Source organism: Pseudodesulfovibrio karagichevae (assembly GCF_041414475.1).
Lineage (GTDB): Bacteria > Desulfobacterota > Desulfovibrionia > Desulfovibrionales > Desulfovibrionaceae > Pseudodesulfovibrio > Pseudodesulfovibrio karagichevae.
In genome coordinates, this window is record NZ_JBGLYH010000098.1 from 1 (window position 1) to 9,170 (window position 9,170).

10 protein-coding genes and 2 tRNA genes are annotated in these 9,170 nt (G+C 50.8%); 5 read left to right on the forward strand and 7 right to left on the reverse strand.

The window, feature by feature from the left end:
- Positions 1–259: 259 nt before the first annotated feature.
- Positions 260–502 (forward strand): hypothetical protein, encoded by a 243-nt coding sequence (locus tag AB6M95_RS18825; RefSeq protein ID WP_371388286.1) that lies wholly within the window; start codon positions 260–262, stop codon positions 500–502.
- 31 nt (positions 503–533) lie between these two features.
- Here AB6M95_RS18825 and AB6M95_RS18830 read toward each other — a convergent pair whose 3' ends face one another.
- Positions 534–761, reverse strand: a complete 228-nt coding sequence (locus AB6M95_RS18830; RefSeq protein WP_371388295.1) for a helix-turn-helix domain-containing protein — start codon at positions 759–761, stop codon at positions 534–536.
- 192 nt (positions 762–953) lie between these two features.
- Between AB6M95_RS18830 and AB6M95_RS18835 the strand changes: the two genes are divergently transcribed.
- Positions 954–1,544 carry a hypothetical protein gene (locus tag AB6M95_RS18835; RefSeq protein ID WP_371388287.1) on the forward strand — a complete coding sequence of 197 codons (591 nt, stop codon included), beginning with the start codon at positions 954–956 and terminating at the stop codon, positions 1,542–1,544.
- A 348-nt stretch (positions 1,545–1,892) separates the two neighbouring features.
- On the opposite strand, the gene AB6M95_RS18840 is transcribed toward AB6M95_RS18835, so the two are convergent.
- The gene (locus AB6M95_RS18840; RefSeq protein ID WP_371388288.1) at positions 1,893–3,305 is read right to left on the reverse strand and encodes an AICE element replication initiation protein; all 1,413 of its coding nucleotides are present in this window, start codon (positions 3,303–3,305) and stop codon (positions 1,893–1,895) included.
- 145 nt (positions 3,306–3,450) lie between these two features.
- Here AB6M95_RS18840 and AB6M95_RS18845 point away from each other — a divergent pair, with 145 nt between their 5' ends.
- Both AB6M95_RS18845 and AB6M95_RS18850 read left to right on the forward strand, forming a co-directional pair.
- Positions 3,451–4,299: a hypothetical protein gene (locus AB6M95_RS18845; protein ID WP_371388289.1), complete on the forward strand. Its 849-nt coding sequence runs from the start codon at positions 3,451–3,453 to the stop codon at positions 4,297–4,299.
- A gap of 283 nt (positions 4,300–4,582) precedes the next feature.
- Complete coding sequence (locus AB6M95_RS18850; protein WP_371388290.1) at positions 4,583–5,236, forward strand: tyrosine-type recombinase/integrase; 654 nt, start codon at positions 4,583–4,585, stop codon at positions 5,234–5,236.
- A gap of 47 nt (positions 5,237–5,283) precedes the next feature.
- Here AB6M95_RS18850 and AB6M95_RS18855 read toward each other — a convergent pair whose 3' ends face one another.
- The 5 genes from AB6M95_RS18855 to AB6M95_RS18875 all read right to left on the reverse strand — a co-directional run bounded on the left by AB6M95_RS18855 (position 5,284) and on the right by AB6M95_RS18875 (position 7,414).
- A complete protein-coding gene (locus AB6M95_RS18855) occupies positions 5,284–5,721 on the reverse strand; it encodes a DUF488 domain-containing protein (RefSeq protein WP_371388291.1) in 438 nt (145 codons plus the stop codon).
- Positions 5,714–6,328 (reverse strand): DUF488 domain-containing protein, encoded by a 615-nt coding sequence (locus AB6M95_RS18860; RefSeq protein WP_371388292.1) that lies wholly within the window; start codon positions 6,326–6,328, stop codon positions 5,714–5,716. Before AB6M95_RS18860 ends, AB6M95_RS18855 begins: the two co-directional genes overlap by 8 nt.
- A gap of 1 nt (position 6,329) precedes the next feature.
- On the reverse strand, positions 6,330–6,995 hold the full coding sequence (locus AB6M95_RS18865; protein ID WP_371388293.1) for a dual OB domain-containing protein: 666 nt from the start codon (positions 6,993–6,995) through the stop codon (positions 6,330–6,332).
- A gap of 261 nt (positions 6,996–7,256) precedes the next feature.
- Positions 7,257–7,332 (reverse strand) — tRNA-Glu (locus tag AB6M95_RS18870).
- A 6-nt stretch (positions 7,333–7,338) separates the two neighbouring features.
- Positions 7,339–7,414: transfer RNA gene (locus AB6M95_RS18875), tRNA-Lys, on the reverse strand.
- Positions 7,415–7,612: 198 nt separating this feature from the next.
- Between AB6M95_RS18875 and AB6M95_RS18880 the strand changes: the two genes are divergently transcribed.
- Positions 7,613–8,878, forward strand: coding sequence for a phenylacetate--CoA ligase family protein (locus AB6M95_RS18880; RefSeq protein ID WP_371388294.1), 1,266 nt, complete (start codon positions 7,613–7,615; stop codon positions 8,876–8,878).
- The last annotated feature ends 292 nt before the right edge of the window (positions 8,879–9,170 follow it).

Genomic DNA, 9,170 nt, shown 5'->3' on the forward strand with positions numbered 1-9,170 from the left:
ACTCGACGAATCGGCGTCAATCTGGCATTGGCATGAATGTTCACTCGGTCCTCCTTTCGGCAATTGCGTCTTCGTAAACACAATTTGACCGATTAGGGCCGAGTGAACAACCTCCTATAACTTCACATCTAGGTCCCGCAATTCGCGGCGCGGTTCTGATGGAGCCCGGCGGCAGTTTACTTCGAGTATTGGCCGCATGCCGGTGACCGGACACGGAGGGGCATGCCTATCATCAAACCGAAAGATTCGGAGGAACGACATGAGAATGGTAACAGTCGATGCTGGCGCCCTGGTTTCGAAGGGGCAGGACAAAGGGATCAGCCAGAACAACCTGCGACGCGGGCTGGCGAAGCTTCGCGGGCAGGGCGGCACCAGCAACACGATCCTGGCCAACGGTTTGGAAAACGCCCTGGTCGCTAGTGAGCAGCACCCGGACAAGGACGTTGCAGCCGCTGTCAGGGACGCCATTGAGTCTCTGCTTCAAGAACTCGAAATCATCTAATCAAAGGGGAGGGGGCTGTTCCCTCCTCCCGCTAAATACCCGTAAAAAGCCTTTCCAGGGACACCTCAAGAGTCGTCGCCAGCCGGATCAGGATGGTCAGGGAAATGTTCTGCTGCCCCCGCTCAATGGAGCTTATGTACGTCCGGTGCATCTCGGCCAGCTCGGCCAGGCGCTCCTGCGACAAGCCAGCCTCATCCCGTAGTTGACGGACCCGAATCCCCAGTTCTCGTATCACTTTCCGCTCTTCCGCAGAGTACATGGTGCTGTTGTTTTTCGGCACGGCGGCTCCTTGTATTGGATTCCAACCGTGCTTGACTTGTAGAATATATGACTACAGAATATGTTCTACAAATTACACTTCAGAAACCCTGGGACGTCTTCCATGGCGGAAGCCGGACCCGCAATCATCAAGAGCGCCCAGGCTGCACGCCATGGGCACAAGGAGGTTAGAATGTCCGAGGTTGAACAGAAGAAGGGGTTCAGCTGGCTGGGGCTGCTTTTCGGCGGGGCGTACTACGCCGGGTACGGAAAGGTTGCCAAGGGCCTGATCATGGCCGTCATAAGCTTCATCCCGCTGACGGCGATCCCGGTGAACATCTACGCGGCCATCAAGGCCAAGAAGCAGTTGCCGGTCGGGAACCAGCCTTTCAATTGGGGAATGGCGATCCTGGCGTTCTGCATCCCGGCGGTGCTCGGTGCGGGGATTCTGTTTCTCGCTCAAGGCGGGATGGCGCGGGCGTACACGGAAGCCGACTTCCGGTCTGACGCCTCAGGCTATTGGCGTGTCCAGTCCTCTGGCGAGCAGGTGGGATTTGATCTGAGGCAGCGGCCTTACGCTTCCATTGTGAATGGCTCGCGCTACCCGCTGGAGATGGTGCGCTTCATCCCCAAGGACGAAGACGGATATTGCTCCATGGTCTTGGCCCTCACGACCGGGGATTTGCTCAGTTTGGGTTTTGTCCCCGAGTCTGATTCCAAAACAATGTCGTTAAGCCGCGTTGGAGCACCCGTGGAAATATTGCTCTTCATGCGGAAGTTATAGGCTGAGGCCAGGGCCTGCACCGCATGGTTGGGTGTGGGCCTAACCCTCAAACCTACCATCAAGCACGGCCTGGGAAGAGGGCTAGGCAACTGGTATAGCTCAACTTCATATCAACGAGTGCTGCTAGTGTAGGGTTAATAGTGAAAATTAAATAGTAACCATATTGGCATGAAAGTTATAAATATAAGTATATTAAAAATAGTATATTAAAATTGTAGTCATTAGTTTTTAAATTTGTAAGGGGGGGGAACATACATCGTTATGATGATAGTCCCCCCCTAATCCTGTGCGCGGATTGCTTTTCAAGCAACGTTGCCGTGGCAACATTCAGCGGTGGCTGAACTCGCGCTACTTTTTGTATTTAATCGTAAGAATTGTGCCTCTTTTGTTGCGGCTCTTCCTTAAGGATACCCCGGCGTCAATTAATGCATCCTCTAGGAGCGACAGCCGCTTGCCTAGGCCGGTGGCGGATGTGGGCCAAAAGCTTATATCCCAGTCGTTAACCTTTGCGTGTAATTTCATGTGGTCAAACAACTCCGTTGCGCTGCCATTGAACGTTTTCTGGGTTTTTATGAACTCGATAAAGCCTGAGGCGAATCGATCGGACGCGAGGCCATGGCGCTGCCCTTCTTTCCAGTTGTCGAGCAGGCGCTTTTCAACGATGGATTCTTTGAGCCCAAAGGCAGGTGCCCAGGCTATACTCCAGTTGATGAAGTCAGCCATCCTATGGGTTGAATTAGAGGTGACGGTCTCAAGCCTATTTAAAGCTAATTGTACGCCCTTAAGCATGGAGCCCAAGATTACTGGGTGATCCTTTTTGAACGTTGCAACAAGTTCCTTTTGTGGCTTGTGTTTGCCGTCGAGCGGCGGGGCCTCTATGACGAGCGTTCTACTTAAGAGGTCTTGTCTGGATATTTCGAGCCCTATCCCATTGAGGGAAATGAGAGAGTGCCCATCAATGACGGTAAGCCCCGAGTTTGTGTAAAGAGTTCGCCCTGCGATACTGCCCCCGCTAGCAAGTTGGCACATCGCATCAGACATGTTGCCACCGATCTTAGACACGTTGTCTATGGGCATCATCTTGTAGGATTTGCTTGCAATGAACAAGGCAACCTCATTCTTGGGCATCGCAATTATGGGCACTTCAGAAGGATCTAGCATTTGTTTCAACATGGTTAGGGTTGTGCTTTTTGCTGATCCTTGCTTTCCGTACATTGCCAATAGGGGGTAGGTGCCACCGGGGAGGAATAATGACATCGCCCAGGACAGGATAAGGACTCTGTCCCTCTTCCTGACGTTCACGTACCGGGTAATTCTTTTTGCTGTCCCCTTTGCTTCCAGGTCGGGAATAGGCAAAGAGGCAATAAGGGGTGATTGGCGAAAGAGGACCTCAGATTCTTCGACCAGTTCGAATTTCTTTTTTGAGACCTTCATCACCCCCGGCTTACCCAAGTCGAGAAAAACAGAACCTTCGTGGTGGCCGACTCTTGTCGCGATGTTTTTTACTTGGCCATTTTCGGTTGTGTAGAACGCAAGCTCATTTCGTATGCCATCCACGATATGCTTGGACGGAAGGTTGCCATCATTCGCGAGGCAGTAACGGCTGATTAAGTGGGTCACTTCGCCTGCATCAAGAGGGTGGACTTGCTTTCCCGAATGCTCCTGCCAGATGGCGTGCGGCGTGCCGTGCGTGTCGCGGACAAGATCAACCTCCTTCATGATCTTGTTGACGATTTTGGTTTGTGATTTAACTTTAGCCATATTAATATCCTCCTTAAAGGGTTGAATAATATGCCAGCGGATCGCTTCCGCTGTTCTTATGGCTGTAGCATCGTTTACCTGCTCACACGGTTCCACTGGGGAACTCGTTGTTCCCTAGAAGAAAACTAAAAAAAGGTGGCTCAACATGCCGGGACAAAGGGAAAAAGAAATCAAAATCATTCCTCTCGACAACGAACAAAGCGCTTATTTCAATTGGTTTTTAGCCTTTAGTTACATGTTGGCTCCTGAGGATCCCAAATTGCAGAGCAATATTTTTCATCACAGGTTGCTACAACATGTCCTTGCAAATCCGACGCGCGCACGGCAGTTCTTCAGAAAGAAAGAAAATAGTGAGGTCGTCCGACATGTTAGAAGAGCTCTTATGAGTAAGACCGTTAAAACTGAGATGTCGAAGCGAAAAATCAAGGCGAAACGAATCGGGGAGATTGTCCGTTTTTTAAACGCGATGAGGCTTTTGGAAATTGACGATCCCGGCGTCAACAAAGCATACTTTTTATCAAATAGAGGTTTCAAAAAGCTGGAGGAGAAGAAAGGAAGAAAAATGACTTATTCGCGCAAAACATTCAGCCGTGAAGTAGATAAGTTCAATAGCGTACTGCATCTTTGCGCAGCGTATTCACGGATCGATCCAGATGGTAAGAAGATTAAAGGGCCAAAGATTCATAAAATTGGTTGGTTTTTTGGTACTTCTCAAAAGTTTCGCGAATTCCTCCTTCCCTTTAAATATACTCGTCAGCTAAACGCCGAGGATCGTAGGGAGCAGCAGTACTCTTTTACGAACATCCTTCAGATCGATGACCAGAGGAAAAGAGAAGTTAAAAAACTCATTACCAAACCTCTTTTGGGGTTCCCGGAAAATTTTGTGTTCCCAGAAGTTACAATAGACATTGAATCAGCCAAATTCATTGGGAAAGTTGAACGCTTGGTGAAAGACTATTCGTCTAAATGGGAAGACCAACGCAATAAGAAGTAGATATTCTTTTTCTCTGGGGAAATAGCTGTTCCCCAGTCCTCCCTCACTCCCGGCCTCTGTATGTTGGTGTCAGAAGAGCGACGACACCAACCAGTTGGCGAGTGAGTAGTGCAAAAAGATAATTCCCCAAACGTGCTTAGCGCACACGAAGTCTCGGAACTCCTGCGAGTTTCGAAGGGCTTCGTCTATCGCCATAAGCGTGAACTCGGAGGCTTCCAGGCCTGCCGTGGTGGGAAGCTGTTGTTCTTTGAAAATGAAATACTGAACCGAATGAGGAATCAGGATGCCTTACTTCGACAAGAAATCCGGCAAGTACCGGGCAACCAAAATGATAAACGGCAAGCGCAAGAACAAGATGTTCAAAAGCAAGTCCGAAGCAAAACGGTGGGAGGCGCAACAGACCGAAGAAGTTTGGAACGACGTGCCGCAGAACTCGGACTTCTGGAAGGTCTACGCGGTTGCCCGTCCCCAAGATCAGGTTTTCCTGTTGACCTTGCTCCACACCGGGGCAAGGCGTGGCGAACTCCTCAAATTGACTTGGGCGGACCTGGATTTTGAGAATGGCAAGATCAGGCTGTGGACCCGTAAGCGAAAGGGCGGCTCTCTGGAGTACGACTGGCTTCCGTTGACCAATCGTCTACGGCAAGCGCTCTCAGAACATTATAAGCAACGGGTTGGTGAACATGTCTTCAGTACCGAGGACGGATCACCGTATAAGTGGCGACAGCACCTCATGAAAATCCTGTGCAAGCGGGCGGGGGTGAAGCACTTCACGTTTCATGGAATCCGGCATCTGACGGCCTCAATACTTGCGCAAGAGGGGGTGGACATCCCAACCATTCAAGCCATCCTTCGCCATAAGAACTCGATGACTACGACGCGGTACATACATCGGCTGGGGATCACCAAAAACGTCTTGGAGGACGTGTTCGGTTAGTATGCAACAAGCCCTAGGGGTGTCGCCTTCTGGACTAATTGTTGATTTTATAGATGGAGCACGCTGATCTCTTCATTCTGGGATTGAATATATTCTGCAGCCAGTCTTCTGTGACATTTATCTGCGGTTGGTTCACTGCACAGAAGGCATGCGCCATCTAAGTCTATTTTTGACAATGCCGAACTCAAGTCTCTCGTTTTCAGCAGGTACTCGTATTGCCGAACATATTGTTCCCACTTAATTTGCTTCTTCTTGTATCCATCTAAAATGTCTTTTGTCGGTGCCAAATCAGGAACATGTATATAAGCTGCGCCTATGATTTCTCTCAGGAAAAATTGCAAATCATTTTTTTTCGTAAACCCAGCAAGTTGAGAGACGTTGTTAAGCCTCACATCAACTAGGGTTTTGACGTGCGCTTTCCTGAGCATGGTAAAGAATTCTTCTGCACTTTTTTGGGCGAATCCAATCGTGTACAGCTTAATCATAATCCACCTCGTGTACTTCGGCTTCTTGTTCGGCGGGACGATATGCTATTTTCGCCGCTTGCAAGTCGTACGCCTCCTTTAGCAACTCATTTTTTGTCTTATAGAAGTGACTTTGATCTAGATCAAATAGCTTTAATAGCCGTTTTTCTAGCTGTTCATGAGTTTCTATTCCATTATTCGCGAGAATATGTTTGATCGGGTAATCGTATTTCTTTAAGTGCCTAGCTACCAATATTGTCCTGTGGCAAGTAATAGGGTCTTTCTCTGCACACATCAAAGCAACATTGAATTTGGATGCCCCATCTGTAATCCGCTTTATACCTGCCTTGAACCTAGGCAAATCTGAAACACAATTGAAATCTACTGCCCCATTTCTATAGCAATAGTTTTCACTAGCACGTGCTCCACACTCCTCACCAAGAAACACATAATATATTGATTTTGAATTCAGATAGCGCTTCAAGTTATCTTTATTAAACTCAGAATACATTTTGCTGTAAGGGCTTGACCGAACATCAATGAGAGCGTTTATTTCATCGCTTATCAAGGTGTTAACGAAGTCCTCGATGCTATACGAGGAATAGCCTATAGTATATATTGTTCCCATGTTACTCAATTATTCCAGCCACAACCTTATAGCAGTGATCATGGTATGGAGTGCTTAAACTAACCGCGATGTGGCAGTTTTCTAAAGGGTATTCCCCTATTCCTTGTTCCAAGTAGTATTGTTTTCTCACATCATCTGAAAGAGACAAGATATATGGGTGGCCTCCGTACTGGAAGGAAAGCCTCACACGGGTCTTTGTGTCCCCCCCGTATTCGATTTCTTCACGAACTAACACCGTCGCTTCATCGAGGCTTATGAGATATAACGACTCATCCAGTGCGCTGGCTAACACTTCAGTGATTTTGTCGTTTATACCGTTTCTTGTTGAACTACCTATACCCCAAAGAGAATCCGGAGTGTCGCAGTATTGTGCCACAGACCCGTTGTGAACGCCAATCTTTGCCCACCTGCTGTTGGCGATCAAATAGTTTTCCGTTTGGGCCCCATTAGGGCAATGCTCGCCAACGCCGCACTCAATATAATCAAGTATTTGGGGGTCAGTTCTGTCCGCATATCGGCGCTCTGCAAGTGATATACCTCCTTCGTCATGATTACTTATTGGGCGAATCCAGCCTGTTACATAATTATTCTCGACCTTTTTACCAGCAATACACACACCGCCTTTCTTCCATGATTTCGCGAGACAAAGAAAAGTAATGTTAGGCATATATCACTCTCAGTTGGCTGTTAAAACAAGTCTGCTGAACGAAACAGCAAACAGCCAATCTGTATCAGTATGCACAAACAAATGTCCAATGCTCAATATTCAGGCTCGGACAGTATGAAATCGATTAGTTTAGCTTTTAGACTTTCATAAAAAAGCCCCGAAGACACCAATCTCCGGGGCTTTTTAGTCCCAATTTACACGTACTTTTACACGCAAACAAAAACGGGCTACAGCGATTTGCTGTAACCCGTTGATTTGTCTTGGCGTCCCCAAGGGGGTTTGAACCCCTGTTGCCGGCGTGAGAGGCCGGAGTCCTAGGCCACTAGACGATGGGGACGCATTCTGGTGGGTCGTACTGGGCTCGAACCAGTGACTCTCTGCTTAAAAGGCAGATACTCTACCAACTGAGTTAACGACCCATGACCCGTCAGGGAAAGTATGAGTATCCATTTGGTATCCCGGTGTCAAGCATATTCTGCAACTTCGTTTTGGGGTAAATTGTGCTTGCAAGCGTTCGGAATGTCTGTAAAATTAAAGTTTTTCTTGCAAAAATATTCCGGTGTGTTATAGTCCCGCTCCCTGTCCGATATGGAATCCAAGCCACCAAGGAGCTACATATGACACGAAAAGACCGTACCGAGGGAATCTATTCCCGCCGCGAGGTGCTCGACGAGTCCGAGCGCAGGCAGTACTGCCAGCTGCAGCTGAAAGAGCTGCTTTCCTATGCCTACAGGTACTCCGAGGACGTCAAGAAGCGGTTCGACCGCGCCCAGTTCAACGTGGACAAGTTCCGCATTCTCAACGACCTCAAGCATATCCCCATCATCAAGAAAAAGGAACTGATCTTCCTCCAGTCCATGGGCCCCCGCCTCGGCGGGCTGTTGACCAAGGACCTGGGCGAACTGCAGCGCGTGTTCCTTTCCCCCGGCCCGATCTTCGATCCCGAAGACCGCTCCGAGGACTACTGGGGATGGACCGAGGGCTTTTACGCCGCGGGCTTCCGCTCCGGCGACCTGGCCCAGATCACCTTCAACTACCACCTTGCGCCCGCCGGCCTCATGTTCGAGGAGCCCCTGCGCAACCTGTCCTGCGCCGTGGTGCCCGCCGGTCCCGGCAACACCAACTCCCAGATCGAGATCATGCAGAAGCTGCGCGTGACCGGCTACGTCGGCACCCCCAGCTACCTCATGCACCTGGCCCAGAAGGCCGAGGAAGCGGGCCTGTCCCTGCGCAAGGATCTGTTCCTCGAAGTGGCCTTCGTCACCGGCGAAAAGTTCTCCGAGAAGATGCGCTCCACCCTGGAAAAGAAGTTCGACTGCATCATGCGCCAGGGCTACGGCACCGCCGACGTGGGCTGCATCGGCTACGAATGCTTCCACAAGTCCGGCCTGCACCTGTCCAACCGCGCCTACGTCGAGATCTGCCACCCCGACACCGGCATCCCGCTCAAGGATGGCGAGGTCGGCGAAATCGTGGTCACCGCCTTCAACCGTACCTACCCGCTCATCCGCCTGGCCACCGGCGACCTCGGCTACCTGGACCGCACCCCGTGCGCCTGCGGCCGTACCTCCCCGCGCCTGGGCGGCATCGTCGGCCGCGTGGACACCACCGCCCGCATCAAGGGCATGTTCGTGTACCCGCATCAGGTCGAGCAGGTCATGGCCCGGTTCGAAGAGGTCAAACGCTGGCAGATCGAAGTCACCAACCCCGGCGGCATCGACGAGATGATCCTGTCCATCGAGGCGGGCCAGTTCAACCAGGAGGACGAACTCCTCCACCTCTTCCGCGAAAAGATCAAACTGCGCCCCATCCTCAAGGTCCTCGCCCCCGGCACCCTGCCCCCGCAGATCCGCCCCATCGAAGACAAACGCACCTGGGACTAACCGTCCTCTGACGCTCATAAAAAAACCCCGCCCGACGGATTCGTCGGGCGGGGTTTTTTGATGCCTCCGGCGGCCAGGGGGGAAACTTTTGAGAAAAAGTTTCCCCCCTGGACCCCCCTTCCAAACTTTTTGTCGCCGCTGTCGCGGGGGGGGGGGCGCGGTATGCCGTGCCGCTGCACGAACAGGTTTCCCGATCCGTTGATATGGTATCGTAAAGCAGCACGCCATGTTGCGCCCACCCCGCGAAGCGGCGCCAAAAAGTTTAGGAAGGATGAGGGGATGGGGGTCCGGG